This is a genomic window from Ligilactobacillus ubinensis (assembly GCF_024160875.1).
In the GTDB taxonomy this organism is placed as follows: Bacteria; Bacillota; Bacilli; order Lactobacillales; family Lactobacillaceae; genus Ligilactobacillus; species Ligilactobacillus ubinensis.
Window position 1 is genome coordinate 154,121 of the sequence record NZ_JAIULA010000001.1, and the last position, 26,185, is coordinate 180,305.

Annotated in this window: 23 protein-coding genes and 1 other annotated feature; of the genes, 14 read left to right on the top strand and 9 right to left on the bottom strand. The window is 34.7% G+C overall.

Annotated features, from left to right (window positions below):
* Positions 1 to 10: 10 nt before the first annotated feature.
* Positions 11 to 1,348, bottom strand: coding sequence for an SLC45 family MFS transporter (locus LB941_RS00675; RefSeq protein WP_253358570.1), 1,338 nt, complete (start codon positions 1,346 to 1,348; stop codon positions 11 to 13).
* 253 nt (positions 1,349 to 1,601) lie between these two features.
* Between LB941_RS00675 and LB941_RS00680 the strand changes: the two genes are divergently transcribed.
* Entirely contained in the window at positions 1,602 to 2,546 is a 945-nt protein-coding gene (locus tag LB941_RS00680) for a LacI family DNA-binding transcriptional regulator (RefSeq protein WP_253358572.1), read from the top strand.
* 99 nt (positions 2,547 to 2,645) lie between these two features.
* On the opposite strand, the gene LB941_RS00685 is transcribed toward LB941_RS00680, so the two are convergent.
* The 3 genes from LB941_RS00685 to LB941_RS00695 form a co-directional block, all read right to left on the bottom strand.
* Entirely contained in the window at positions 2,646 to 3,506 is an 861-nt protein-coding gene (locus tag LB941_RS00685) for an NAD(P)-dependent oxidoreductase (RefSeq protein WP_253358574.1), read from the bottom strand.
* Positions 3,507 to 3,548: 42 nt separating this feature from the next.
* Positions 3,549 to 4,196: a TetR/AcrR family transcriptional regulator gene (locus LB941_RS00690; RefSeq protein ID WP_253358576.1), complete on the bottom strand. Its 648-nt coding sequence runs from the start codon at positions 4,194 to 4,196 to the stop codon at positions 3,549 to 3,551.
* Between the two features lie 64 nt (positions 4,197 to 4,260).
* Positions 4,261 to 4,569, bottom strand: coding sequence for an ArsR/SmtB family transcription factor (locus LB941_RS00695; RefSeq protein ID WP_253358579.1), 309 nt, complete (start codon positions 4,567 to 4,569; stop codon positions 4,261 to 4,263).
* 160 nt (positions 4,570 to 4,729) lie between these two features.
* On the opposite strand from LB941_RS00695, the gene LB941_RS00700 reads away from it, so the two are divergent.
* The gene (locus tag LB941_RS00700) at positions 4,730 to 6,634 is read left to right on the top strand and encodes a heavy metal translocating P-type ATPase (RefSeq protein ID WP_253358581.1); all 1,905 of its coding nucleotides are present in this window, start codon (positions 4,730 to 4,732) and stop codon (positions 6,632 to 6,634) included.
* 178 nt (positions 6,635 to 6,812) lie between these two features.
* Here LB941_RS00700 and LB941_RS00705 read toward each other — a convergent pair whose 3' ends face one another.
* Positions 6,813 to 7,751: a nucleoside hydrolase gene (locus LB941_RS00705; protein ID WP_253358583.1), complete on the bottom strand. Its 939-nt coding sequence runs from the start codon at positions 7,749 to 7,751 to the stop codon at positions 6,813 to 6,815.
* A gap of 229 nt (positions 7,752 to 7,980) precedes the next feature.
* Here LB941_RS00705 and LB941_RS00710 point away from each other — a divergent pair, with 229 nt between their 5' ends.
* The 6 genes from LB941_RS00710 to LB941_RS00735 all read left to right on the top strand — a co-directional run bounded on the left by LB941_RS00710 (position 7,981) and on the right by LB941_RS00735 (position 14,484).
* The gene (locus LB941_RS00710; RefSeq protein ID WP_253358585.1) at positions 7,981 to 9,003 is read left to right on the top strand and encodes a BMP family lipoprotein; all 1,023 of its coding nucleotides are present in this window, start codon (positions 7,981 to 7,983) and stop codon (positions 9,001 to 9,003) included.
* A 128-nt stretch (positions 9,004 to 9,131) separates the two neighbouring features.
* Positions 9,132 to 10,655, top strand: a complete 1,524-nt coding sequence (locus tag LB941_RS00715) for an ABC transporter ATP-binding protein (RefSeq protein ID WP_253358587.1) — start codon at positions 9,132 to 9,134, stop codon at positions 10,653 to 10,655.
* A 54-nt stretch (positions 10,656 to 10,709) separates the two neighbouring features.
* Positions 10,710 to 11,765, top strand: a complete 1,056-nt coding sequence (locus LB941_RS00720) for an ABC transporter permease (RefSeq protein WP_253358760.1) — start codon at positions 10,710 to 10,712, stop codon at positions 11,763 to 11,765.
* A complete protein-coding gene (locus LB941_RS00725) occupies positions 11,762 to 12,721 on the top strand; it encodes an ABC transporter permease (RefSeq protein ID WP_253358589.1) in 960 nt (319 codons plus the stop codon). The genes LB941_RS00720 and LB941_RS00725 overlap by 4 nt, the downstream gene beginning before the upstream one ends.
* Before the next feature lie 252 nt (positions 12,722 to 12,973).
* Positions 12,974 to 13,864 carry an endonuclease/exonuclease/phosphatase family protein gene (locus LB941_RS00730; RefSeq protein WP_253358591.1) on the top strand — a complete coding sequence of 297 codons (891 nt, stop codon included), beginning with the start codon at positions 12,974 to 12,976 and terminating at the stop codon, positions 13,862 to 13,864.
* Between the two features lie 44 nt (positions 13,865 to 13,908).
* Positions 13,909 to 14,484, top strand: a complete 576-nt coding sequence (locus LB941_RS00735; protein WP_253358599.1) for a DJ-1 family glyoxalase III — start codon at positions 13,909 to 13,911, stop codon at positions 14,482 to 14,484.
* Positions 14,485 to 14,607: 123 nt separating this feature from the next.
* Here LB941_RS00735 and LB941_RS00740 read toward each other — a convergent pair whose 3' ends face one another.
* Together LB941_RS00740 and LB941_RS00745 are read right to left on the bottom strand one after the other, a co-directional pair.
* Entirely contained in the window at positions 14,608 to 15,429 is an 822-nt protein-coding gene (locus tag LB941_RS00740) for a 2-keto-4-pentenoate hydratase (protein ID WP_253358602.1), read from the bottom strand.
* Between the two features lie 230 nt (positions 15,430 to 15,659).
* Positions 15,660 to 15,899 (bottom strand) — a binding site (T-box leader).
* A gap of 137 nt (positions 15,900 to 16,036) precedes the next feature.
* Positions 16,037 to 16,414, bottom strand: coding sequence for a PaaI family thioesterase (locus LB941_RS00745; protein ID WP_253358604.1), 378 nt, complete (start codon positions 16,412 to 16,414; stop codon positions 16,037 to 16,039).
* Positions 16,415 to 16,494: 80 nt separating this feature from the next.
* On the opposite strand from LB941_RS00745, the gene menB reads away from it, so the two are divergent.
* The 6 genes from menB to cydC all read left to right on the top strand — a co-directional run bounded on the left by menB (position 16,495) and on the right by cydC (position 25,084).
* Positions 16,495 to 17,316, top strand: a complete 822-nt coding sequence (gene menB, locus LB941_RS00750) for a 1,4-dihydroxy-2-naphthoyl-CoA synthase (protein WP_253358606.1) — start codon at positions 16,495 to 16,497, stop codon at positions 17,314 to 17,316.
* Between the two features lie 6 nt (positions 17,317 to 17,322).
* Entirely contained in the window at positions 17,323 to 18,756 is a 1,434-nt protein-coding gene (locus tag LB941_RS00755; RefSeq protein WP_253358608.1) for an o-succinylbenzoate--CoA ligase, read from the top strand.
* Between the two features lie 427 nt (positions 18,757 to 19,183).
* A complete protein-coding gene (locus LB941_RS00760) occupies positions 19,184 to 20,605 on the top strand; it encodes a cytochrome ubiquinol oxidase subunit I (protein WP_253358610.1) in 1,422 nt (473 codons plus the stop codon).
* Positions 20,606 to 21,622 (top strand): cytochrome d ubiquinol oxidase subunit II, encoded by a 1,017-nt coding sequence (gene cydB, locus LB941_RS00765; protein ID WP_253358612.1) that lies wholly within the window; start codon positions 20,606 to 20,608, stop codon positions 21,620 to 21,622.
* Positions 21,622 to 23,358 carry a thiol reductant ABC exporter subunit CydD gene (gene cydD / locus LB941_RS00770; protein ID WP_253358614.1) on the top strand — a complete coding sequence of 579 codons (1,737 nt, stop codon included), beginning with the start codon at positions 21,622 to 21,624 and terminating at the stop codon, positions 23,356 to 23,358. Before cydB ends, cydD begins: the two co-directional genes overlap by 1 nt.
* Positions 23,336 to 25,084 (top strand): thiol reductant ABC exporter subunit CydC, encoded by a 1,749-nt coding sequence (gene cydC, locus LB941_RS00775; protein ID WP_253358616.1) that lies wholly within the window; start codon positions 23,336 to 23,338, stop codon positions 25,082 to 25,084. The genes cydD and cydC overlap by 23 nt, the downstream gene beginning before the upstream one ends.
* A 50-nt stretch (positions 25,085 to 25,134) precedes the next feature.
* Here the strand turns inward: cydC and LB941_RS00780 are convergent, their stop codons facing one another.
* The gene (locus LB941_RS00780; protein WP_253358618.1) at positions 25,135 to 25,461 is read right to left on the bottom strand and encodes a MoaF-related domain-containing protein; all 327 of its coding nucleotides are present in this window, start codon (positions 25,459 to 25,461) and stop codon (positions 25,135 to 25,137) included.
* A 23-nt stretch (positions 25,462 to 25,484) separates the two neighbouring features.
* Positions 25,485 to 26,060 (bottom strand): NADPH-dependent F420 reductase, encoded by a 576-nt coding sequence (locus tag LB941_RS00785; protein ID WP_253358620.1) that lies wholly within the window; start codon positions 26,058 to 26,060, stop codon positions 25,485 to 25,487.
* Between the last annotated feature and the right edge of the window lie 125 nt (positions 26,061 to 26,185).

Genomic DNA, 26,185 nt, shown 5'->3' on the forward strand with positions numbered 1-26,185 from the left:
AAAATCCCCCTTATGCTTTTTCTTTAATAATTAATACAGAAAAGCTTCCAATTAACATTAAAATACCAGAAACTAGAATCATTGCTTGAAAACTACTTCCTAATGCAGGAAATAAAGCAAATGAGAGTACAGAAGCGACTATTTGAGGAAGGCAGATTGAACAATTAAAGAGGCCTAAATAGGTTCCAGTATGTGAGTATCCTTCAAGTGCATTTGTAACCATTATAAATGGATATGCCATCATTGAGGCCCAAGATATTCCAATTAATATAAATGAAATAATCAAACCATACTGTGAATGTACGAAAAAGACAGAGGCAAATCCAATAGAGCCTAAAAGAAGTGACGTAAAATAGCCAAATTTATTTCTGGTTGCTGGAATCTTCGATAAAACAAGAGACCATACTACAGCTGCAATAGCATAAACAGCAGATAAAACACCAAACCAATTAGCACCTGCTTGATAACCACTACTTGCTGCATTGGAAGAATGGTAAACTGTTGCGGCTATTGTACCAGAACCATATGTCCAAAGATATTGAAATGCCATCCAACAAAAGAATTGGGTTAATGATACCATCCAAAATGTCTTTGGTGCCTCTTTCAATAGCTGGAGGATATTCTTCTTTTGACTATCTGCGGAATCATTTAAAGCAACGCCATGATATTTTTTATAAGTATCATTATCATATTCATGTACTGAAAATACAGAAATTAAAGAAAAAATAACTAAAACAATTGCTCCTACATAAAATGATATTTTAACTGAATCTGGCACATTCCCAGCGGTAGCCGTATTAGCAACACCAATTGCTGTTAACACATATGGGAAAATTGTTGCTAAAACAGAACCTGTATTTGATAAGAAACTTTGAATAGAATAAGCGTAAGATTTTTGTTTTTCATTTACCATATCTCCAACAACCATTTTAAATGGTTGCATAGCAACATTAGAGCTTAAATCCATGAATAAAATAGCAATTGCTCCGAACCATAAAGCGGTAGAAGTTTTAAAACCGAAACTCCCAGAATTTGGCAATAAAAACATAACAATTACTGATACTATAGCTCCAACAAGTAGGTAGGGCATTCTACGTCCCCATCTAGCGCTCCAAGTTCTATCAGATAGGTAACCTACTATTGGTTGAACAATCATACCAGCTAAAGGAGGTAAAATGAAGAAAAATCCTAATTTGGTTGGATCAGCACCTAGGGTTTGAAATATACGACTCATTTGCGAACTTTGAAGTGAAAAAGCCATTTGAACACCAAGAAAACCAAAGCTTAACATCCATATAGTGCCTAAAGATAAATCAGGTAAAGTATTTTTTATTTTATTACTATTCATAAATTAGAACTCCTTGTTAAGATGTTGAAATCGATTTCACAAAGCAATTGTAGCATCTAGATTATTTTTGATAAACCCTTTTATCGATGTTAGCGCTAACATGATTTTTGACTATATAGTAATTTGTTGCTTAGTTAATTATACTAGCATGTAGATGGGTTTTTAATAAGCTAGAACTTATTTTTGAATATTTTCTTTGTGAGAGCCGTAATAATTTTGATAGTGTATATTAATAATGAAAGGGTGATATTAATTGATAACTTTAACAGATGTAGCTAAACGAGCGCATGTTTCCACAATGACTGTTTCACGTGTATTGCATCATCCAGAACAGGTCTCTGAAGAAATTAGGCTTAGTGTTCAAAAGGCAATCTCTGAATTGGGATATAAGCCAAGTAGGGTGGGACAGGCTTTATCAAAACAAAGGCAATTCGTGATCCAGTTTTTAATTTTAGAAGATGTTAAAAAAGTCGATCCATACTATGCTAAATTACTACTGTATATTGCAGATTTTTTAAGAAATGAAGGCTATACATTAGAAATAAATCATGATGCAACATATCATGCAAGCCAAGTAGACGGGACTTTTGTAAGTGGTGCAAGAAAGAGCGATTTAAAGATGTTAACTGAATTACCGTATCCGATTGTTTCATATGGTAAAGTAGGGCAAGAAATTCCATATGTAGATATAGATAATGCAAAGGGCACATTTATGATAACTAAATACTTAATTTCTGTAGGTTATCAAAATATTATTTATATAGGATTAAATCTAAAAGAAGATTTTTCACTTGAGCGTAAAAAAGGTTATGAGACTGCTATTATAGAAAATAAAAGAAAAGCACATATTTTTATGATTAATAATGATGAACATGAAGCTGCTGCGCTTGTTAACCAACTAGACTTAAAGGAAAAAACAGCAATTGTTTCGGCAACAGATAGGATTGCTATTGGAGTATTACAAAGGATTCAAGAATGCGGAATTGCTGATGTTGGTGTTACAGGCTTTGATGGAGTATTTATTAGTCAGTTTTCGTTACATAAGTTAACGACAGTTGAACAGCCGCTTAAGGAAATTGCAAGAACAATGGTGGAAATGATGTTAAAACTAATTAATAAAGAAAATGTGAAATCAACTTTGATAAAGCCTAGGATTATTATAGGAGAGACGACAAGAAAACAGAAAGTTATTAGGTAATTTGAATAAAAAATAAGAGAGTGATCCAAGAAGTTACTAGATAACCGCCTCTTGGCTCACTCTCTTATAACTATACAAAAGTGATACACAGATTGTTTTTTATTTATAACTGTTAATTAAGCCTTGTGTTCCTTGATCACCAAGATGACATTCATCAACCATTACTTCATATAGACGTTTAGCTTCAGTAGTAGCAGGCAAAGTTAGGTTCATTTTATCTGCTTCATCTAAAGCAATGCGTAAATCCTTTAGAAAATGGCGTGCAAAGAAGCCAGGCGTGTAGTCATCTTTTAAAATACGAGGACCATAATTGGATAAACTCCAATTAGCAGCACTACCACCACCAACCGTGGCTAAAACTTTGTTTAAATCCAAGTTGGCAGCTTTTGCATACAATAACATTTCAGTTAATCCGGTCATGGTACCGGCAATCATGATTTGGTTAGCCATTTTAGTATGTTGACCAGAACCAGCAGGACCAAAATAGTTAACGGTTTGACCAATTTCTTTAAAAATAGCTTCGATTTGGTTGAAAACGGATAATTCACCACCAACCATAATAGTCAAAGTGGCATTTTTAGCGCCAATATCACCACCGGAAACAGGTGCATCAAGTGCAAAAATAGCATGGCTTTTGGCATAACTATAGATTTTTTTAGCCAGATCGGGACGACTTGTGGTTAAATCAACAACTGTTTTATTAGCTGTAAGACCAGCAAAAATCCCATCGTCATTAAAATAAACATTTTCAACGTCTGTAGGCATACCAACCATAGTAAAAACAAGATCACTTTTTTGAGCAACTAACTTAGGTGAATCAGCCCAAGTAGCACCTAAATTAACCAAGTTATCTGTTTTACTTTTGGTACGATTAAAAACGGTTAACGTATGTCCAGCTTTAAGTAGGTTAACAGCAATGGCGTTGCCCATCACACCTGTTCCAATAAATCCAATTTGCATAGCAAAAGACCTCCATTTTTTTGATATATTACACAGTAAAAATTACCGTGGTTTTAGAGCATTAATAACAAGTTTGCTAGAATATGTAATTTCTTCATCTAAGCTTCGTGGTTTGATTTCCATAAGAAGCTTTCCAAAATACACTGCAAATTGTCCTAAAAAAAATTGTACTATAACATCATTAGGTAGGTTAACCAATTTACCTTCTTCTTTTAAACGTTCAATAGTTGGTGTAGCTTCTACTAACAATTCGTGATTAAAAACATCTTTTAATAATTGCAAAAATTCTTTGTTAGTTAGCAGTTGACCAAACATAATTTTTATTTCTTTGAAGTTGTTATTGATATAAGTTATTCGATCAGAAAGCAAAGATGTGACAAAGGAGTCTAGCGATTCATAATGTACGCTAAGCGTATTAGTTACAAATTCGCTGATTGAACGTTGAAATGCTGAACCAAATAAAGGGGTTAAAACTGCAGCTAATAGGGCATGTTTATTGGGAAAATGTTGATAAACCGAACCAAGGGCAACGTCTGCTTTTGCAGCGATTTGTGAACTAGAAGTTGCATCAAACCCTTGAGTAGAAAAAAGCTCAAGCGCAGCTGCTAAAACTTTGCGTTGCTTGGGAGTTAAATCAGACATTTTATTTAGAGATTCACTATAAAGATCACTAAAATTCTTTTCTATCATAGCAGAAACCTTTCTACATAAACAAAATAATTAAATTATAAAGACTAAAAATTTGGTAATATCGTCAATCTTCACTAATATGTTCTTTGACTTGTTGAAAAATCATGATGATATGTTTATCAGCTAACTCGTAGTTGATTTTTTGACCAGCACGAATTCCTTTAACTAGTCCTGTTTGTCGTAAAATTTTTAGTTGGTGTGAGATAGCAGATTGAGAAAGACCAATTATATCTGCAATTTCGTTAACTGAAAGTTCATGTTCAAACAGTAAATATAATATTCGATAGCGAGTTTGATCGCCAAAAGCTTTAAAGATTTGAACACTACGCTCTGTTTCTCCATCAGTTGGGAGTGACGCGTTTTTTTCTACCATAATATATCCACCTAGTATAGTTAATTTACACAAGATAATTTTACGCTAAAAAATTTACCTACGCAATGAAAGTTCACTTGAATTTTTAGTTTCTTAATGATATACTATTGTCAAAAGATATGAGCATATGTTCATATGTTCAAAAAGGAGGTTATCAAAGATGCTATTTTCATTACGCGATTTAAATGAGAAAAATAAGAAGGCATTATTGCAAGTAATAATTAGTGCTGGAATTTTAGTTTTCTTATATGTAGTCAATGTGAACTTTATTCTTAAAGTTATATTATATGTGGGAGCTTATTTAATTGTAGGGGGACCGGTTATTTCAAAAGCAATCAGAAATATAATGAAGGGTGATTTCTTTGATGAAAATTTCTTAATGACTATTGCAACAATAGGTGCACTTGCAATTAAGCAATTTCCTGAAGCTGTTGCAGTGATGCTGTTTTATCGTATTGGCGATTTCTTCCAAGACATGGCAGTTTCACAGTCAAAAAAATCAATAACATCATTACTTGATTTGCGTCCAGATTATGCAAATTTGAAATTAAAAGAAGGTTCTTTTGAAAAAATAGCACCATCAGAGGTAAACGTTGGTGCAACGATTATTGTTCATCCAGGAGAACGGGTTCCATTAGATGGAATTGTTTTAACGGGTAGCAGTTACTTAGATACATCTGCTTTAACAGGTGAAACCAAGCCGCGTTTAGTTGAAAAAGAACAAGAAGTCTTAAGTGGAAGTATAGTAAAAAATAGTACTTTAGAATTGAAAGTTACAAAAGCATTTGGAGAATCAACTGTGTCTAAAATCTTGCAGCTTGTAGAAGAAGCAAGTGAGAAAAAGGCAGTTACAGAAAACTTCATTACGCGCTTTTCTAAGATATATACACCTGTAGTCGTAATCGTTGCGATGATGTTAGCAATTGGAGTTCCGTTGTTACTAGGTCAACCATTTGTACCTTGGATTTATCGTGCCTGTGTCTTCTTAGTTATTGCTTGCCCATGTGCGTTAGTTCTTTCGATTCCATTAGGCTTTTTTGGTGGAATTGGTGCATCTTCTCGTGCAGGTGTATTAGTTAAAGGAAGCAACTATTTGGAAGCTTTAACTAAAGTGAAAAAAATTGTTTATGATAAAACGGGAACTTTAACGCAAGGAAAATTTAGTGTAACACAAATAGTTCCAGCACATAATCATACTGAAGATGAAGTATTACTATTAGCTGCATTAGCAGAACAAACATCACCACATCCAATTGCTCGATCAATTGTGCAACATTTTTCGGGTGATATAAAAGAATATCAAGTTGATAATGACAAAGAGCTTGTGGGTCTAGGTGTTCAAGTCGACTATAAGGATAAAACAATAAGTGTGGGTAATATTAAATTACTTACAGAATTAAAAATAGTTCCACCTAAATTAGATATTGCAGCAACAATGGCATATGTTGTTTATGGAAATGAATATATAGGTGCGCTTGCCATAGCAGATACTTTGAAACCAGATTCTAAAGAAGCTCTTTTACAAGCTAGTGAACTTGGTGTAACTGAACAAGTTATGTTGACCGGAGATTCTGCTATCGTAGGACAACAAATAGCAGATGAGCTAGGAATTACGGTTAAAAGTGAATTGCTTCCACAAGATAAAGTGACAGAAGTTGAAAAATTAAAGGATACATTAGCACCGGGAGAAAAATTAGCTTTTGTAGGTGATGGATTAAATGACACACCAGTTTTAGCACAAGCTGATATTGGTATTGCAATGGGGGCACTTGGCTCAGATGCAGCGATTGAAGCCGCAGATATAGTATTAATGTCTGATGAACCTAGTGCGATTCCACATGTTATAAAAATAGCAATGCGCACTAAAAAAATTGTATGGGAAAATATAATTTTTGCGCTAGGTATAAAAGTTATTTTCTTAACTCTAGGAGTTATAGGAATTGCAACAATGTGGGAAGCAGTATTTGCAGACGTGGGTGTTACTTTAATCGCTGTAATGAATGCATTAAGATTGGTACGTGCACACAAAGATAAAGTATATCCACCTAAACAAAAGTTTGCATAGATAATAAGAGAATAGAGCAAAAGGCAGTTAGTCGGAAAGCATTAACGTCATAATCGGATAATTCGGATTGTAATTATCTAGATTACGGGGTTAAGCGCAACTAGCTGCCTTTTTGGTGCACGTTTTCAGGAGATAAGTAAAGCCTGGGACTTTTTGTCTCAGACTTTACTAAATTGCATTATTTAGCTTTTTTTCCTAGTTGCATAATTAAATCAAAAAAAGCATCATGCTCTACATCATATACAAGTTTTATTGGACGTCCAGAATCTTTTAAGTATGTGCGCCCATCACTTGGATATATAGTGGAAACATCACAGTTGACAATTTTTGTTTTAACTAACTCGGGTTTATAAAAATAACAAGTTGTTAAAACATCCCAGAGGTAGTAAGTAGAGTTTGTTTCAAATAAACCAAGTTCAGGAACAAAAGCATAACTATTTGCAATAAAGTCTATTCCTAAGAAATTCCGCTCTGAAGCCCACATAGAGCGGATTTTTGGTGTTAAGGGAACATTATTCGTACTTTCTAAAGCAACCATAGTTATGTCTATAGGAGAATCAAAAACCGTTTTAACAGCTTCAGGGTCATAAAAAGCATTCCATTCTTGGGTTCCATCACTATCTGGTTCGGCAACATTACCATGTTGTAAAAAGGTGCCACCCATCCAAATTAATTCCTTAATGTTTTTACAAATTGAACTATCTGCTAAAAGTGCTGAAGCTAAATCGGTGAGCGGTCCGGTAAACAAAAGCGTAATTGGCTCTTCTTGTTTTTTTAACTTAGTAATTAAATCAAGATAAGCAGGATTAGATGCAACTGGTGTTACAATTTTTCCCTTTTCATTTAAAATAGGCAAAGAATTTTCAGAATAAGCATCTAAGCGCCATTCTTTAGGAAAAGGATGGACAGGTCGAGCATTGGATGCAGCTACTTGAATTTTTAAGCCATTACCAAAACGATCGATGACTTTGCGGCTAGCTTCAAGTGCTGGATGAAGATAACTATCTGCCCCCATAACACTAGTACCGATTAGTTCAATATCTGGCATTTGCAATAATAAAAATAATGATATTATATCGTCTACGCCACCATCTTGGTTAAAGTATACTTTTTTCAAAAAAACACCCCTTAAAGACAAATATTTAAATTTACTTACATATGTAAACTTTTTATAAAGTTCGTTTTAGATACGATTATAAGTATATCACGAAGCCTATATCTTTGTAAATTATATAAAAAGCGAACTATTTATACTAAACAAGCAAAAATATATTGATTTAATTTTAAAAAAATGTAATACTTAGAAATATAGTAATCATGAAAAAACATTTTGGAGGGTATTACCAATGAAAAAAAGAGTAGCTGCTATGCTCGCTGCAACTGTGATGTTAGGGACATTTTTAGTCGGTTGTGGTAATTCAAGTTCTTCAAGTAAGGGTACAAAACACACTGTTGCTATCGTAACTGATGGTGGTGGGATTGATGATAAGTCATTTAATCAATCAGCATGGGAAGGTTTAAAAGCTTGGGGTAAGGAACACAGCTTAACTAAGGGTATTAATGGTTATAACTATGCACAATCAAGTTCAGATTCAGATTTTTCACCTAATATCAACAAGTTAATCAAGGCGGGTTACAAAACAATTGTTGGTACAGGTTATAAGTTAGATAGTGCAATCACAACTGCTGCTAAGCAAAATAGAAAAGTTAATTTTGTAATTATTGATTCAGTTATCAAACAAAAAAATGTTGCTTCTGTAATGTTTAAAGCAGAACAGTCTTCATTTTTAGCTGGTGTCGCAGCTGCTGAAACAACTAAGACAAACCACGTTGGCTTTATTGGCGGAGTACAAAGTGATGTTATTACAGCCTTTGAGAAAGGTTATATTCAAGGGGTACATTCAGTTAATCCAAACATTAAAGTTGATGTTAAGTATGTTGGCTCATTTTCAGAAGCTGATGTAGGACAATCACTTGCAACAGCAATGTATAACTCTGGTGCAGATGTTATTTTTCACGCTGCCGGTGGTTCTGGTTCTGGCGTTTTCACTGCAGCTAAAAACTTACGTAAAAATGGTAATAAAAACGTTTGGGTAATTGGTGTTGATCAAGATCAAAAAGCTGATGGTAAGTATTCAGGTGGTAATGTTACTTTAGCATCTGCTGTTAAAGAAGTTGGTACAGCAGTTAAAGATCTTTCAAATAAAGCCATGAAAAACAAGTTCCCTGGTGGAAAAACAGTTTATTATGATCTTAAAGACAATGGTGTTGATTTGGTAAATGATAATTTATCAAGTAAAGCTTGGAAAGCAGTTAAAGAATATAAACAAAAAATTGTTAATGGGGATATCACAGTTAAAGATAATTAATTCAAAAACTGGAGCGTAGTTTTTTAAGTAGATATATTTTTACTACACTCTCCCTAGCATGAAAAATGGTGAAGCGTTGGGAGACCAATACTTCACCATTTTAGTATATTCAAAGGAGGAGCTATAAAATGACAACAACAGTTGTTGAAATGAAAAATATTACCAAAAAGTTTGGTAAATTTACGGCTAATGATGATATTTCGTTAACATTGAAAAAAGGTGAAATTTTAGCATTACTTGGTGAAAACGGGGCAGGGAAATCAACTTTGATGGGAATGCTATCTGGATTGTTGGAGCCGACAGCAGGCCAAATTTTTATAGATAACAAAAAGGTAATTATGAATAGCCCTCGAGATGCTAAAGCTTTAGGCATTGGGATGGTACATCAACATTTTATGTTAATCCCAGCATTTTCGGTACTTGAAAACATTATTTTGGGTGATGAACCTAATAAAAAAGGACGAATTGATTACAAAAAAGCAGCACAGGATATTGAAAGACTAGCAGATAAATATCATTTACAAATAGATATTAATGCAAAAGTTGCTGATATCACAGTAGGTATGCAGCAACGAGTTGAAATCATGAAAGCATTATATAGAAATGCGCATGTTTTTATTTTTGATGAGCCAACAGCAGCGTTAACACCGCAAGAAATTGGAGAGTTAATGAAAATATTTCGAGCCCTTACTGATGAAGGAAACTCAATCATTTTTATTACGCATAAATTAAAAGAGATAAAAGATGTTGCACATAGATGTGTTGTTATTCGAGCTGGAAAGATAATTGATACAGTTGATGTTGACAATACAGCCGAGGAAACAATGGCAGAAATGATGGTTGGTAGAAAGATTGATAATTCAATAGAAAAAGCAGAAATAACTGAATCTAAACTAATGCTAGAAGTCGAAAATGTGAGTGTCGAAAAAGCGGGCCATACAGCGGTAAAAAATTTGAGTTTGAACGTTAAAAGTGGTGAGATTGTTGGAATTGCTGGAGTCGATGGCAATGGTCAAAGTGAGTTAATAGATGCATTAACAGGATTACGTAAAGTTAAGACAGGTAGTGTAAAAATTAACGGGGTTGATATGACTAATAGTCCAACACGAAAAATCACGGAAGCACATGTAGGCTATATTCCAGAAGATAGACAAAATGTCGGCTTGATTTTACCGTTGTCGATAGCTGAAAACTTAACTCTAAAAAGCTACTATAAAAAACCATTTAGTAAATACGGTTTTTTAAACCATAAAATAATCAATCAAAATGGACGTGACCTGATAAAGGCATTTGATATTCGCTCACAAAGTGAAAAAGAAAAAGTGGGTTCACTTTCCGGCGGAAATCAGCAAAAAGTAATAGTTGCACGAGAGATTGCTAGCAATCCAGATATATTAATTGCGGCTAATCCAACTCGTGGTGTGGATGTGGGTGCAATTGAATATATTCATGAAAAAATTAATGAGCAACGAAATCAAAAAAAAGGTGTTTTGTTGATAAGTTTTGAGTTGGATGAAATTTTAAAACTTTCAGATCGGGTCTTAGTTATGCATGCTGGTGAAATTGTGGGTGAAATAGACCCTAAAAATACATCAGCAGAGGAACTTGGTTTGATGATGGCTGGGAAAAAAGTTACCAATATTCAAAAATAAGGAGTGACAGTTGTGTTTAATAAGACTAAGTTATCAGCAATTGCAGTTCCAGTAATGTCAGTTATTGCAGGTTTTATTGTTGGTGCGATTGTAATGTTAATCTTTGGATATAATCCAATTGTTAACTATGGCAGTTTATTTTCAGGGGCTTTTTCGGGGGCCTATTCTATTGGTGAAACGTTAAGAGACATGACACCCTTAATCTTAACAGCATTAGGTTTTGCAGTGTCGAGCAAAGCTGGCTTCTTTAATATTGGCGGATCAGGTCAATATCTGTTGGGGTGGTTTGCTGCAATTTTGGTAACTTTGAAATTTCATACGTTACCAGGGCTTGTATTAATTATCTTTGCAATTCTTGCAGCTGCGCTTGCAGGTGGTTTGTGGTCTGGAATTGCAGGTTATCTACGAGCTTATTTTGGGACAAGTGAAGTTATTACAACGATTATGTTGAATTATATCGCATTTTATTTTGTGAATTTTGCAGTCAAAAATTGGTTAACTGCAAAAGGAGAAGATTCTTCAGCAAATATTCCAAGTAAAGCAAGTTTAAGGACCCCTTTTTTAGAAAACCTGACACAAAATTCTACGTTTCACTGGGGCTTTTTTATAGCTCTTTTAGTCGCTGTAATTGTGTGGTTTTACTTTAATAAAACTAATTCGGGTTTTGAGTTGCGTAGTGTGGGAACAAATGAAGCAGCTTCTCGGTATGCTGGAATGAGCGTCAAAAAGACGATTATTGTTGCAATGTTTGTTTCTGGGATTTTAGCTGGGTTAGCAGGTGGCTTAGATGGATTAGGTAATTATCAAAATATTTCCGTTTCAAATTCTTTACCACAAGTAGGTTATGATGGAATGGCGGTTGCTTTGCTTGCTGCTAACAATCCGTTGGGAATTTTATTAGCTGCTTTGTTATTTGCCGCTCTGTCTATTGGCGGATTGAGCATTTCAGTTTTTTCGACCACACCTACAGAAATTGTTAGTATTGTAACAGCCTCGATTATTTTCTTCGTTGGGATTAAATATGCTTTTGAATACTTGATAAATAAATTTTTGACCAAAAAAGAGCTAATAAAGAAATTAAATTCAGCTAAGGGGGATAAAAAAGCATGAGTTTTACAACATTATTAATGACGGTTTTTTCAACCACGCTAATTTATGCAGCACCATTAATTTTTACAGCCCTCGGAGGAACTTTTTCGGAACGTAGTGGGATTGTTAACGTTGGTCTTGAAGGAATGATGGTTGTTGGAGCTTTTAGTAGTTCTGTTTTCACATTAAGCTTTTATAATATGTTTGGAAATGCCACAACTTGGATTTCCTTATTAGTAGGAGCAATTTTTGGATTAATTTTTTCAATTTTACATGCAGTTGCAACAATTAATTTGCGAGCAGATCATATTATCTCAGGAACTGTCCTAAATTTAATGGCACCGGCTTTATGTGTTTTTTTGACAAGAGTTTTATATAATCAAAAAGGGCAAACCCCCATCATTAAGCAAGGATTAGGGACATATACTTTTCCAGTCTTGTCAAAAATTCCGATAATTGGCAAAGCATTATTTACACAAACATCATTGATAGCTTATTTTGCAATTTTGTTAGGTATTGTTAGTTGGTATTTTCTTTATCGCACAAATATTGGATTGCGGTTGCGATCTGTAGGTGAAAATCCTGTTGCAGCAGATACTTTAGGGATTAATGTGTATAAATATCGCTATTTAGGTGTTTTAATGTCTGGTTTTCTAGGCGGCTTTGGTGGAGCTGTAATGGCTCAATCAATTACATTAAACTTTTCAGCTTCGACAATTTCTGGACAGGGATTTATGGCATTAGCAGCTATGATTTTTGGTAAATGGAATCCATTAGGTGCGACTGGTGCAGCTTTGTTTTTTGGATTAGCACAAAGTTTACCAATTGTTGGTGGCTATATTCCCTTTTTAGCGCATGTTAATTCATTCTGGTTTCAAGCAGCACCATATATTATTACAATCGTAGTATTAGTAATATTCTTTGGCAAAGCTGTTGCACCTGCAGCTGATGGAGTAAATTATATAAAAAATAAGTAATTGTGGTATATATAATAGAAGTAATTTTAAAAAAATAAATTTAACAGAATTAAATATTTACGGTATCCCTATGGTTGGAAAGAAGTTCATCCAATCGTGGGGATACAGTTGCTTAAGAGAAAAAAATTTTGAGCGTTAAACACTAAGTAAATAAGGAGATATAGAGCTGTCAGCATAGAATCCAACTTGAGAAATCGATTTCAATAGTTTATATTAATCTGTGTATAATACAAAAAAGGGTGGGGGCACGACATGCGATTACTAACCTTAAATTGTCATTCGTTACTTGAATATGATACAAAAAAACAAATTAAAGAAATTGTTGATTTCGTCGTCAGAGAATCGATTACAATCGTTGCATTACAAGAGGTAAGTCAGTTAGTAGCTAATAAAAGTTTAGAACAAGCATCATTAGCTGAAAGTGGTTTTGTGATGCCCGCAGAGACAGATATTCCTGTAAAGGAAGGTAATTTTGCGTATTTACTGGTTCAGGCATTCAAGAAGGTGAAACTTTCTTTTTCGTGGACATGGACAGCAACGCATATCGGATATGATAAGTTGGATGAAGGTATAGCACTTTTGACATTAAAACCGTTAAGTGATGTTCATGCACCAGTAATAGTGGCAAGTTCAGAGTATGATCAGTATACAGATTATAGACGAAGAAAGCTGTTGTTTGGAAAAGTTGGAGATGCAAAAGGATCAGTAGTGGCTACAGGACATCTAGACGGTTGGCAAAAAGATATTTTCTACGCCGAATGGGATCAGGTATTAGAAAATCTGGCTGAATTTGCTGATTCTAAGGCAGCAGTATATTTATTAGGTGATTTTAATGTAGATGCTGAAAAAGATGAAACAAACTACGCACATATTTGTCGCAAATTTATCGATACGTATGAAGTAGCCCTTTCTCGTGGAGATGGAATGACAGTACGTGGTTCTATTGATGGTTGGGAAGATAGTGATGTTGCCAGAAGGATTGATTATATCTTAACGACAGATTCCAAAGAAGTAGCATACAGTCGAGTTTGTTTTGATGGACAAGAAACGCAAAGAATTTCAGATCATGCAGGAATTGTGGTAGAAATGGCTACTCCAGTAACTGTGCAAGTAACTGCCAATAGCAAAAGTGCGACAGCCTAGTCTCATGGTGGTAAAATGTAGTAAACACATTGGGAGGAATTAATATGGCTAAAAGATTTGCAGTAATGATTGCTGATGGATGTGAAGAAGTTGAAGCATTAACGCCAGTTGATGTTTTTAGACGTCTTAATCAGGATGTAGATATGGTTGGACTTGAAAGCACCGAAGTTTTAGGTGCTCATAATATTAAACTAACATGTGACAAGATTTTAGATGAATCTCTTTTAGACTATGATGTCGTAGTCTTTCCAGGTGGAGGTCAGGGTGCAGCTAATTTGCGCGCTAATGACAAGCTGATGGGATTGATGCAAAGAAGAGCTAAGCAAGGAGCATGGAATGCGGCTATGTGTGCTGCACCAATTGCTTTTGCCCGTTATGGATTATTGAATGGAGCAAATTATACTTGTTATCCAGGAATAAATGAAGAGATTAAAGATGAAGTTGAAGCTGGAAGTTTTCAAGAGGACATCGTAGTAGTAGATGAAACAGCGCACTTAATTACTAGTCGCGGACCCGCAACAGCTTTGGAGTATGCTTATAAAATTGCTGAAACTTTAGGCATCCAAACTAAGGATTTACGTAAGGCAATGTTGTATGACTTTTTAGCAGAAAATATCTAAAACTAATGAAAAAAGAAGCTTAAATATTGAAATGACGCTTAAAGTAGAGTTGAAAAACTAACTTTAAGCGTCATCTTATTAGGCTTCTTTTTTATTAATTAGATTACGAAATCAAACTGTATCTTATTTAGCGGCAACATCAACGGTAACTGTACCCAGATTGTTGTCAAAGGTAGCTTGCCATTTACCGGCACTTAGCGTTGGAGGTAAAAGAAATGTTCCGGAAGATACAACTGTATTAGCTGTAAATGTTTTACCTTGCTCTGCTAGTTTTTCGACTAACCACTTTAGAGAATTAAGTGGATTGCCAAGGACCTCGGATGATTTACCGTCTAACAGCTTTTTATTATCATGGTAAAGTTCGCAATTAACGTTGGCTAGAGCAGCTGGGGTTTTAAAAGCTTTATTTGTGTCGAATTCTTTCCCATAGACAACTAAGCCACCTACTGCGCAATCTGACATTACCATATATTTTGATAGACTTGGAAACCAGTCAGAAAAACGAGCATCTGGTACTTCAACTGCACCAGCAACTGTTGTTTTGTTGAATAAGTCTTCTAATGTGTCTGTAGCCGCTAAATCTTCTTTGGCTCGAAAGGCAAGTTCTACTTCGACAAGCGGTTCATTAAGCTTTTTTAGTTCTACATGTGCTGGGGATTTGAGAAAACGATCTGCAACCTGAGCACCATAGAGTGGTGAAGTTGAAGCAAACATTTTTTGGGTTTCTTCACTTGTAAGTGAAACTTTGTATCCTCCCACCGGCTGATTTTTTAACTCCATTACGCGAGCTTGCACACGACAAGCTGTAGCATCATCTAAAACCCGTTCTTTCCAATCGTCTTCATTAAGAGCACCAACATTAACGTACGTTTTATAGAGTGCTTGGGCAAATTCTTCTTGGGCAGTTGTTAATTTAACGGGTGTATTTACTGTTGTTTTAGTCATATTAAGTTCCTCCATCTTGGATGACAACTTACATGTTTATATTGGTAAGTGTCATTATACTGTTTTTTATAGAATGTAGCTGTATAAATAATCGTAAAATACTAATCTGATCTGTATCCTTAATCTCACTAATGCCACTGTCTGACATGACACTCACCTCTACTTTATGATTAATTTAAATTAAATCCAAAAAACGTCCTTTGATTAAAATTTCTTAATTGAAAAATTAATCAAAGGACGTTAAAAACGCGGTACCACCTTTTTTTGCAAATAAAATTTGCCTCACACGAACAGCTGATTAACTAGCGATTCGCTGGCACGTTAATGGGTGCACCCAACATACTCTCCCTAAATAGTTTGGTATGTAACTCGCGGATGATTTTCACTATGGTGGGTTAGCCGATTCACAGCAAATATCAGCTCTCTGAATAACCCAAACAATAATTACTTTTTCCGTTCAAAGCTTTTAATTCTCATCTGTATTTAATCTATGCCAGTATATTAACGCGCTATTAGATGTCTGTCAATACTTTTTTAAAATTAAAATTATAAAAATTAGGAAATGGTGATTTTTATGATGATTTACTAATGAGACAAAATTATTTATCTATTCGCTTTGGTGGCTATTTTTCAACGTAATTGTACTAAAACTGGTTTTTGTATCAGGTGTAAGGTAAGTATATGCTTGCCAAACTTGCAAAGAATGAGTCTGTGATAAAGGTGTGGCGCAGACATAGAGAATGCCTTGACCTTGAGTAACCGTTTTAAGATGATGTGTTTGAACATCAATTCCAACGGCATGTTGAGAAGATGCTAGCTTAAGATTAGCTCCGATACTAGCTGCAGTTTCAGCTAAGACGGTATTAAGACCGCCGTGCACTAAACCAAAAGGTTGCAAGTGTTTAGAAGAGATGGGCATTTGTAAAAGGACTTTGGTCGGAGTTGAGGTCATTATTTCAATATTTAATAATTCTAATAAGTTCATAGAATCGCTCCTTAAATAAATTGTGCAAAATGTTATAATGAATTAATGTAAGTATAACATTTTAAGGAAGTGTAGCATAAATGACAGATACAATGTGGGAAAACATCAAAACTTATTCAGAAATTATTTTTGAACGTACGGGTAAAATAGCAAAAATTACGATGAATAGACCAGAAAAATTAAATGCATTTACACCTACAACTATTCAGGAAATGATAGATGCATTTACGATTTGTCGTGACGACAGTTCAATTGGAGTCGTCATTTTAACTGGAGCAGGTGAAAAAGCTTTTTCTTCTGGCGGAGATCAAAGTGTTCGTGGAAATGGGGGGTATGTTGGACCGGATAAAATTGCGCGGCTGAATGTTTTAGATTTGCAACATTTAATTCGTATTATTCCTAAACCAGTAATCGCGATGGTTAAAGGCTGGTCTGTTGGTGGAGGTAATATTTTACAGTTAGTGTGTGATCTAACTTTAGCAGCAGATAATGCAAAATTTGGCCAAACTGGTCCCAAAGTAGGTAGTTTTGATGCGGGATATGGTTCGGGTTATTTAGCGCGAGTTATTGGTCATAAGCGGGCGAAAGAAGTTTGGTTTTTAAACCATTTTTATTCAGCTAAAGAAGCATATGAGATGAACTGGATTAACAAAGTTGTGCCACTAGAAGATTTAGAAAAAGTAACACTTGAATGGTGTGAAGAAATTTTGCAAAAATCACCTACTGCAATTCGTTTCATTAAAGCAGCAATGAATGCAGATACAGATGGCTTGGCAGGATTGCAACAGTTAGGTGGAGATGCAACAATGTTGTTTTATACAACAGATGAAGGCAAAGAAGGGCGTGACGCCTTTAATGAAAAACGCAAACCTGATTTTGACCAATTCCCTAAGTTTCCTTAAGTAAATATGGAAAATTGGTTAGAAAAACGGATTGCATTATCACCGGATAAAACAGCGATTGTAACTAAAGAAGACTCGCTAACCTATCGGGAATTAGGAAAACGAGTCGAAATTTGGATGCGGCATTTAGCAACTGTTATTGAAAAGGATTCTTTTGTAGGCGTCTTGGTAAATAATAGTTTAATGGGTTATATTACAATTTTGGCATTACAACAGTTAAACTGTACGCTGGTAATGCTAAATAAACGATTATCAGCAGATGAATTACAGTTTCAAATAAATGATACTAACCTCAAGGTAGTTATTTATGAAGACGGACTTTTGAAAAACAAGCGATTAACCATGGTGAATTGTTTTAGTTTTACAGCAATTGAAAATTTAGCAGTAACACCAGTAGCTGCGGTTGCGGATTTTAAAGACGAGCATGTAACAACTTTGATGTATACATCCGGCACAACAAGAAAACCTAAGGGAGTTTGTCAAACTTTTCGAAATCATTTTTATTCGGCTGTGGGTTCAGCTTTTAATCTGGGACTAAGCACGGATGATAACTGGCTTTGTGTAGTACCTTTATTTCATATTAGCGGTTTTTCAATCATGATGCGGGCACTGCTATATGGAATGACAGTGACTTTAGTTAATCAGTTTGACGCTAAAGCAGTGAATAAAATATTAGTTGAAAATAAAATAAGTGCTATCTCAGTAGTTCCAACGATGTTGCAACAATTGATAATAAATCAAAACTTGCAAAAGTACAATCCAAAGTTTAGATTTTTCTTGCTAGGTGGAGGACCAATTGATTTACATCTACTGGAGATTTGTCAAAAAAGAAACTGGCCGGTTATTCAATCCTATGGGATGACAGAAACAGCTTCGCAAGTGGTAGCGCTGAACTTTGAAGATGCACAGCAAAAAATAGGCTCAGTTGGAAAGACACTTTTTCCCGTAGCTTTAAAGATTGCAACTGATGGTGAAATTTTATTAAATGCACCTAATATCACACCCGGATACTATCAATTACCTCTGCAAAATAAAACTAGTTTTGAGAATGGTTGGTTTAAAACGGGCGACATTGGTTACTTAGATAAAGAAGGTTTCTTGTATTTACGCGGACGAAAAGGCGATATGATTATTTCTGGAGGCGAGAATATCTTTCCAGATGAAATAGAAGCAGTTTATTATAATTTGAAAGATATTGTTCAAATAGTGGTGGCTGGTGTGCCAGATTCAAAGTGGGGCAGTGTGCCTGTTGCATTCATTCAGACTAAAGGCATGATGAGTAAAAGTTTTTTGCGTGACTATGGTTACCAGCATTTAGCGCACTTTAAAGTACCGCATAGATTTTATCTAGTTTCTGATTATCCACGAACAGCAAGCGGTAAAATAAAACGTCAATATCTGAGCCAACATAAACAGTATTTCTCAAACGAGTTATATTAATAGTTATGGTTAAAATAAGGATATTAGTATGTTTACAAATTAATGGAGAACTAGAGGCTCAATTAGGGACAACTGTTACGTGGATTAAGTAATTGGTTTTGAATATACATCATTTAGAAAATATTCTTATATACAAAATGTGTAAATAAATGTAATTAACCTTATTAAATAGCTAATCCAAGGAACTTAAAAAGCTAATTTATTTTTATTATACCTTTGAAAAAATTTTAATGTAGGCGTATACTTCAAGTGTAACCTAATTAATCGTGCACAACTTTGCTTTGCAATAAATTTAGCTATTTTTATATTAAAATGCAATATATTCTTATTTAAGTAGTGCAGTTTACTAGTATTAATTATAACTTTTTACATATGGTTATTTATATTATTATGGAAGTATCTTCTGTAGAACTTAGGAGGGGTTTTTATGAGTATTGTAACATTAGCTCGTTTTCAGTTTGCAATGACAACAATTTTTCACTTTTTCTTTGTGCCATTTTCCATTGGGACAGTTTTGATTGTTGCAATTTTAGAAACATGTTATGTAGTTACAAAAAATGAACAATATAAGCAGCTCACAAAATTTTGGGGAAATATTATGCTTTTGAGCTTCGCGGTAGGTGTTGTTACAGGTATTATTCAGGAATTCCAGTTTGGAATGAATTGGTCTGATTATTCGCGCTTTGTAGGGGATATTTTTGGAGCACCACTGGCAATTGAAGCCTTATTAGCTTTCTTTATGGAATCGACATTCTTGGGCCTTTGGATGTTTACATGGGATCGTGTAAGTAAAAAATTACACTTGCTATTTATTTGGCTGGTGGTTGTAGGTTCAATGGCATCAGCATTATGGATTTTAGCTGCTAATAGTTTTATGCAGCATCCAGTTGGCTATGTAATTCGACATGGAAGAGCAGAAATGGTTAACTTTTTTGCAGTGATTACGAATGCACAGTTTTTCTATGAATATGGACATGTTATCACTGGAGCAATCACGATGGGTGGTATCATAGTTGCTGGTTTATCTGCATTCCAATTATTGAAAAAAGACAAATTAGAAAAAACAACAGTTGCTTTATATAAAAAGACAGTTCGTTTAGGTTTGGTGATTTCATTAGTGGGTTCTATCTCAGTTATGGGTGTTGGTGACTTGCAGATGAAGGCTTTAATCAAAGAACAACCAATGAAATTTGCAGCAATGGAAGGTGCCTATAAGGATTCAGGCGACCCTGCTGCTTGGACACTAATTGGTTGGGCGAACGAAGCTAAGCATGAAGAAGTATTTGGTATTAAGATTCCATATATGTTGAGTATTCTTTCATACGATAAATTATCCGGTTCTGTTAAAGGGATGGATTCAGCTAATAAAGCATTAATTAAGAAATATGGGAAACGTAATTATTATCCAATGGTAAATATGATGTTTTGGAGTTTTCGTGTAATGGCAGGCTTTGGGGCATTGATGTTCTTAGTATCAGCATTGGGACTCTTCTTTACAAGAAAGAAAAAAGCTATTCTATATGAGCACAAGTGGATGTTATGGATACTAGGTATGATGACATTCACACCATTTATAGCTAATACATGTGGTTGGTTGATTACAGAATTAGGTCGCTATCCATGGACTGTTTATGGTTTATTTACGATTAAGCAAAGTGTATCACCTAATGTCTCTGCAACTTCATTGATTATTTCAAATACGGTTTATTTCCTATTGTTTACGACTTTAGCAGCGACAATGGTTAGTTTGGTTATTCGAGAACTAAAGAAGGGTCCCGAATATGAAGAACAGCAATTACAATTGGCTAATCAAGCCTCAGTTGATCCATTTGATAAGGGGGCCTTTTAAATGAGTGGTTTACAATTCTTTTGGTTTTTACTAATTGGTGTTTTGTTTTCAGGGTACTTTTTCTTTGAAGGCTTTGATTACGGCGTAGGAATGGCAGTTCAAACATTAGCTCATAATGAGGATGAAAAAGATCAAATAGTTGCAACAATTGGACCGGTTTGGGATGGCAATGAAGTATGGCTATTAACAGCTGGTGGAGCGATGTTTGCTTCTTTCCCATATTGGTATGCATCTTTGTTTAGTGGATACTACTTAATCTTATTTGTGGTTTTGTTTGGTTTAATTATTAGAGGTGTTTCCTTTGAATTTAGGCATAAAGTACCACTTAAGCAAAAGCAACGTTGGAATTGGACATTAAGTATTGGCAGTTTTATCGTACCTTTCTTTTTAGGTGTTATGTTTATTAGCATGGTAAAGGGAATGCCAATTGATGCTCAAGGTAATATGACAGCTACATTTGGTGATTATTTTAATCTCTTCTCTATTGTTGGTGGAGTTGCAGTGGTTTTACTGACATATTTGCATGGATTAAACTATATTGCTTTGAAGACAGAAGGCGCAGTTCGCCAACGTGCACGTAATTATGCTCAATTCTTATATTGGGTATTATATGCTGGCTTAGTAGTTTTTGCGGTTCTATTGTTCTTTGAAACAGATTTCTTTAAACTACATGCAGTTGCTACACTAGCATTAGTAGTTGCACTTGTTGTGTTAACAGTAGTTGCACATGTAGCATCATTTAAGGGTACGGAATTAGTCGCATTTTTGGCTAGTGGAATTTCTTTGGTAGTAGTAGTGGCTTTATTGTTCCAAGGTCTATTTCCACGCGTATTAATAAGTTCAATTAGTCCAAAATACGATTTGCTAATTAAAACAGCATCATCATCGCCATATACGTTAAAAGTGATGTCGATTGTTGCTATTACGTTAGTACCATTTGTTTTGGCATACACAGCTTGGGCATACTATATATTTAGAAAACGTATCAAGCAACCAGTTGTGGTGGGGGAAAAATAATGATCGATAAAGCGATTATGCGCTTGTCGGGTATTCACAAATTGATGGGATTGCTTGCGGGGCTTGATGTTTCGCAAGCAATCTTTATTATCGGACAAGCTTATAACTTAAGTAGTGCTATTACAGGTCTATGGCAAGGACATGGACTTGCTGCACAGATACCAGCAATCATTTGGTTTATAGTCTTTTTTCTCGCACGCCATTTAATTAACTATCTTAAAGATGAGATGTTGGATAAGTTTGCCGCGACAAAGGCAAAAGAATTACGGCGTGAGCTTTTAGAAAAGCTATTTAGATTAGGACCACAAATTGTACAGCGCGAAGGAACAGGAAATGTGATTACCATGACGCTAGATGGAGTAGCATTAGTTGAAAATTATATTCATTTGATTCTTAATAAAATGATTAATTTAACGATTATTCCGTGGATCATTCTCGCTTTTGTCTTTTATTTAGATTGGGAATCAGGGCTAGTGTTATTACTTGTTTTTCCAATAATTATTATATTTATGATTATTTTAGGCTACTCTGCTAAAGCTAAGGCAGATCGCCAGTATAAATCATATCAAGTTTTATCTAATCACTTTTTAGATTCTTTGCGTGGAATTGACACTTTAAAATTTTTTGGACTAAGTAAACGCTATGCTCATAGTATTTATTCGACGAGCGAACGTTTTCGTAAAGCAACGATGAGCACATTAAAAATTGCTATTTTGTCAACTTTTGCGCTAGATTTTTTTACAACACTTTCGATAGCAATTGTGGCCGTCTTTTTAGGTTTGCGTTTAATTGATGCTAAGATTTTATTATTCCCAGCTTTAACGGCATTAATCCTTGCGCCAGAATATTTTTTACCGGTCCGTGATTTTGCTGGTGATTATCATGCAACGCTAGATGGCAAAAATGCGATGACAGCTATTCAAAAAATATTAGCCGAACCCGAAATCAAAGCAAATCCAGTTGTAATTAGTACCTGGAGCGAAGAAAGTTCACTTGTATTACAGGATGTTAAGTTTTCGTACGGTAAAAATGAATTTTTACAACCAGTTAATTTAACAATTAATGGATATCAAAAAGTGGGTATTATCGGAATGAGTGGTTCAGGCAAATCAACATTAGTGAATCTTTTGAGTGGCTTTTTACAACCGCAACAAGGGAGAATAAGTATTGACGGTAATGAATTGAAAAATCTTAATCAGGATTCTTGGCGTAAACAATTGCTGTATATTCCTCAGAATCCATATGTTTTTGAAGCTACTTTAAGAGATAATTTGACTTTTTATACACCAGATGCAACAAACGAGCAAGTACGAGCTGCTATTAAGGTTGTTGGGTTAGAAGAACTAGTATCTGAATTACCCGAAGGTCTAGATACGCAAATAGGTAATGGGGCTCGGGCGCTAAGTGGTGGTCAAGCACAAAGAATTGCGTTAGCAAGAGCCTTTTTAGATCAAGAGCGTAAAATCATGCTTTTTGATGAACCAACGGCACACTTAGATATTGAAACAGAGTTAGAGTTAAAAGAAAAAATGTTACCCTTGATGCAAAATCGATTAGTGTTATTTGCAACCCACCGTCTACATTGGTTACAGCAAATGGATATAATTGTTGTTTTAGATGAAGGTAAGGTTGTTGAAATAGGAAAATATCAAAAATTGTTGGCACAAAAAGGATATCTCTACAGGCTAAAAAATAGAATGGGAGGGAAGTTGAATGAACAAAATACCCTTGTTTAAAGAATTAAAACATGATAGATGGGTTAAACCTTTTTTCAAACAATATAAAAAAACATTAGTTACAGCTTTAATTCTGGGCTTTTTTACATTCTTTTGTGGCTCAGCTTTAATGTTTAACTCAGGGTACTTGATAAGTAAATCAGCTTCATTACCAGTTAATATATTGTTAGTCTATGTGCCGATTGTGCTCACTCGTGCATTCGGGATTGGTAGACCGTTGTTTAAATATTTGGAACGATTAACAAGTCATAATTGGGTTTTAAAAATGACTTCTAAATTACGCTTGAAATTATATCAAACATTGGAGAAAGATGCGGTGTTTTTTAAGCGTGATTATCGAATGGGTGATGTTTTAGGATTACTAGCAGAAGATATCAATCACTTGCAAAATTTATATTTAAGAACTATTTTTCCAACGGTTATTGCTTGGATAATCTATATTTTTGTAGTAATTGGAGTCGGTTTTTTCTCATGGTGGTTCGCTTTAGTGATGCTGCTGTACTTTGGTGGAATATTGATAGTTTTTCCACTGTGGTCAGTCATAGTTAATGGAGCACGGCAAAAAAGAGAAAAAGTTTTAAAAAATGAACTCTATACCGATTTAACGGATAATGTTTTAGGGATTTCTGATTGGATTTTTAGTCAGCGTGCACAAGAGTATGTTGCTTTACATGAAGACTCAGAAGCTGAATTACTGGCAGTTCAAGCAAAATTACGAAAGTTTAATAATCTTCGGAATTTTTTATTTGAGCTTGCCTTTGGAATGTTAGCGATTTTAACATTATTATGGACTAGTACGCGCTTTATAGGAACTCATGGAGGGGATGCCAACTGGATTGCAGCTTTTGTATTAGCCGTTTTTCCATTGGTAGATGCTTTTGCAGGTTTGCCAGCAGCTAGTCAAGAAACTAATATATATGCAGATTCATTGAATCGCTTGAATAATCTTCCTGATAAGGCAATTACAAAAAAGGTAGAGACGGATTTGCCGCAAAATCCATTAGACTTAAAGGTGCAGCATGTAAGTTTCCAGTACACAGCCACACAAAAAGAAGTTTTAAAAGATATAACGATTAATATTTCTCAAGGAGAAAAAATTGCTATTTTAGGTAGAAGTGGTTCGGGGAAAAGTACGTTAGCTAATCTATTACGGGGAGATTTGCAGCCGACTAAAGGAAGTATTCTATTAGGTGATGCTGTAGTTAGCACATTGGATGATACAGTTGCAGATTATATTGGAGTCATTCAACAAGTACCATATTTATTCAATACGACTGTAATTAATAATGTACGTTTGGGAAATGAAAATGCTACAGAAAAAGAAGTTTGGGATGTATTAGAACGTGTTAATTTAAAAAAAATGATAGCAGCTTTGCCAAATGGACTTGAAACAATGGTTGATGAAGCAGGACTTCGTTTTTCTGGCGGAGAACGTCATCGCTTGGCGTTGGCACGAATTTTGCTACAAAATACACCAATTGTTATTTTAGATGAGCCGACAGTTGGACTTGATCCAATTACGGAACAGGCATTAATTAATACTTTTATGCAAGAACTTAAGAATAAAACTATAATTTGGATTACGCACCATTTAAAAGGGATAGATAATGTTGATAGAGTTATCTTTATTGAAAATGGAATATTGGAAATGGAAGGTTCACCAACATACTTAGAGCAAACAAGTGCACGTTATCGTAACCTGAAAAACATAGATAATGGAGAATAAATAAAAATAAAGCAAGAAATTGTTCTTTTCAAACAATTCCTTGCTTTATTTTATGCAATTTTTTTAATGGTTCCTTTTAGTCTCCAAAATTGTTTAGAATCAATGTTAGTAATATTGGTGTAACTAATGCCGTTTGCAAAATTATCAACGTGAGTAACGGTGTTGCTACTTTCAGGTTCTGTCCAAGTTATCATATAGAAGTTATCTTGCAAATTTGTTATTTCAATTTCAAAATGATTTATTGTACCAGCTTTGAAATAACTATCTGCTACGACAGTAACTTCAAGTGATGTGGTAGAAGTAAACTTTAATTTATATTGAGCATTTTCCCCAAAGTCAAAGAGATACTCATGATTTATTATTTTCAGTTCAGCCATGTATATTCCTTCTTTACAAAGATTTAGTTGAAAATACCAAAACCACCGGTCCAACTTATTTTTTCAGCTGATGCTAGTGAAATTTGCAAAAAGCCCATTGCTTCAAGCTCACGAGCACGCTTTAATGAACCAGCATCAATAATTTTCAGACCACAGCCATTAAGTGCATCTGTAACTTGCTTTTTTGCAGAAGCATCATCACTAGCTATAAGGACGGTCGTTTGATGTTGGTCAGCAACCTTCTTTGTTGCTAATGTAGCAGCAAATGTGGTGTTAAAGGCCTTAACAACTTTGGAATCGGGAAGTTTTGCAGCAATTTCAGCAGCAGCAGAGCTATCTGCTGGAACTACTAAATCATCAAAGGTATTAAAATCAACAGGATTAGTGATATCTATAATGATTTTTCCAGCGAGGGCAGAACGATATTTTTCAAGAATATCATGAACTGCTGGATAAGGAACAGCAAGAACAACAATGTCTCCTAACGTTTCTACAGTTGAGTCTTTAGTAATATATTCTGTTTGATTACCTGCATCGGCGAAGTTTTGTCCAATTGCAGAACCCATATTGCCTTTTCCAAAAACACTCACTTTAACCATATTATTTGTCCTCCTAAAATTATCAGATTAATACATTTTCATTATATCATTTGTAAAAATATAGTAAATTAATTTTACTCTTAATAAACAAGGAAATTAATTTAAATAATTACAGGTGGACTATA

Excerpts from the sequence above, each read along its gene's own strand:
- LB941_RS00675 (WP_253358570.1), bottom strand. The coding sequence starts at position 1,348 with ATGAATAGTAATAAAATAAAAAATACTTTACCTGATTTATCTTTAGGC.
- LB941_RS00780 (WP_253358618.1), bottom strand. The coding sequence starts at position 25,461 with ATGGCTGAACTGAAAATAATAAATCATGAGTATCTCTTTGACTTTGGG.
- cydB (WP_253358612.1), top strand. The coding sequence starts at position 20,606 with ATGAGTGGTTTACAATTCTTTTGGTTTTTACTAATTGGTGTTTTGTTT.
- menB (WP_253358606.1), top strand. The coding sequence starts at position 16,495 with ATGACAGATACAATGTGGGAAAACATCAAAACTTATTCAGAAATTATT.
- LB941_RS00690 (WP_253358576.1), bottom strand. The coding sequence starts at position 4,196 with ATGATAGAAAAGAATTTTAGTGATCTTTATAGTGAATCTCTAAATAAA.
- LB941_RS00695 (WP_253358579.1), bottom strand. The coding sequence starts at position 4,569 with ATGGTAGAAAAAAACGCGTCACTCCCAACTGATGGAGAAACAGAGCGT.
- LB941_RS00685 (WP_253358574.1), bottom strand. The coding sequence starts at position 3,506 with ATGCAAATTGGATTTATTGGAACAGGTGTGATGGGCAACGCCATTGCT.
- LB941_RS00725 (WP_253358589.1), top strand. The coding sequence starts at position 11,762 with ATGAGTTTTACAACATTATTAATGACGGTTTTTTCAACCACGCTAATT.
- LB941_RS00745 (WP_253358604.1), bottom strand. The coding sequence starts at position 16,414 with ATGAACTTATTAGAATTATTAAATATTGAAATAATGACCTCAACTCCG.
- LB941_RS00715 (WP_253358587.1), top strand. The coding sequence starts at position 9,132 with ATGACAACAACAGTTGTTGAAATGAAAAATATTACCAAAAAGTTTGGT.
- LB941_RS00755 (WP_253358608.1), top strand. The coding sequence starts at position 17,323 with ATGGAAAATTGGTTAGAAAAACGGATTGCATTATCACCGGATAAAACA.
- LB941_RS00700 (WP_253358581.1), top strand. The coding sequence starts at position 4,730 with ATGCTATTTTCATTACGCGATTTAAATGAGAAAAATAAGAAGGCATTA.
- LB941_RS00720 (WP_253358760.1), top strand. The coding sequence starts at position 10,710 with ATGTCAGTTATTGCAGGTTTTATTGTTGGTGCGATTGTAATGTTAATC.
- cydC (WP_253358616.1), top strand. The coding sequence starts at position 23,336 with ATGAACAAAATACCCTTGTTTAAAGAATTAAAACATGATAGATGGGTT.
- LB941_RS00710 (WP_253358585.1), top strand. The coding sequence starts at position 7,981 with ATGAAAAAAAGAGTAGCTGCTATGCTCGCTGCAACTGTGATGTTAGGG.
- cydD (WP_253358614.1), top strand. The coding sequence starts at position 21,622 with ATGATCGATAAAGCGATTATGCGCTTGTCGGGTATTCACAAATTGATG.
- LB941_RS00785 (WP_253358620.1), bottom strand. The coding sequence starts at position 26,060 with ATGGTTAAAGTGAGTGTTTTTGGAAAAGGCAATATGGGTTCTGCAATT.
- LB941_RS00740 (WP_253358602.1), bottom strand. The coding sequence starts at position 15,429 with ATGACTAAAACAACAGTAAATACACCCGTTAAATTAACAACTGCCCAA.
- LB941_RS00760 (WP_253358610.1), top strand. The coding sequence starts at position 19,184 with ATGAGTATTGTAACATTAGCTCGTTTTCAGTTTGCAATGACAACAATT.
- LB941_RS00735 (WP_253358599.1), top strand. The coding sequence starts at position 13,909 with ATGGCTAAAAGATTTGCAGTAATGATTGCTGATGGATGTGAAGAAGTT.
- LB941_RS00730 (WP_253358591.1), top strand. The coding sequence starts at position 12,974 with ATGCGATTACTAACCTTAAATTGTCATTCGTTACTTGAATATGATACA.